Raw genomic sequence first — 547 nt, 5'->3', positions numbered from 1 at the left:
ACGAAGAAGAAGACAAAAAAGTAGGACCGTATACCTATAGTCTGGACGGAAGTGCATTTGTTTCAAAATCAGATGATTTTATCTATGATAGTTTAACTTCAGGAGCTCATACCATTATCATTAAAGATGGTAATGGTTGTACATCAGAACAGGATATTACAATTTATGAACCATTAGAATTAACCGCAGAAGTAGTAAAACAACCTATATGTGATCCTCTTGCTAATAGCGGAAAGATCAAAGCAGTCGGTTCGAGAGGATCTGGAGATTACAACTATGCATTGTTAGATGAAGCAAAAGCTGAAATACGTCCGTTACAACCATCAGCTGAATTTGATGGTTTAGGACATGGAAAATATTTTGTTCGTGTCAAAGATGCTGAGACGCTTTGTACTAAAGATTTCCCAATAACATTAGACGAGCCAAGTCCGATAGTTTTTGAAGCTGTAGTAACTCCTGTTACTTGTTATGGTGGAGATAACGGTACAATTACTGTTAATCTGGACGCTACGAATATCAATACTCCATATCAATACAGTATTAATGG

1 protein-coding gene is annotated in these 547 nt (G+C 36.4%); it reads left to right on the top strand.

Features of this window, described 5'->3' with window-relative positions; translation table 11 throughout:
- Positions 1-547 (top strand): SprB repeat-containing protein (locus tag AC4FQX_RS15200; RefSeq protein WP_491168568.1); only part of this gene is annotated, 547 nt, incomplete at both ends.

It is taken from the genome of Flavobacterium sp. AK-301, from assembly GCF_058310215.1.
The sequence above is the reverse complement of the archived record's forward strand: the minus strand, read 5'-3'. Positions and strand labels throughout refer to the sequence as shown.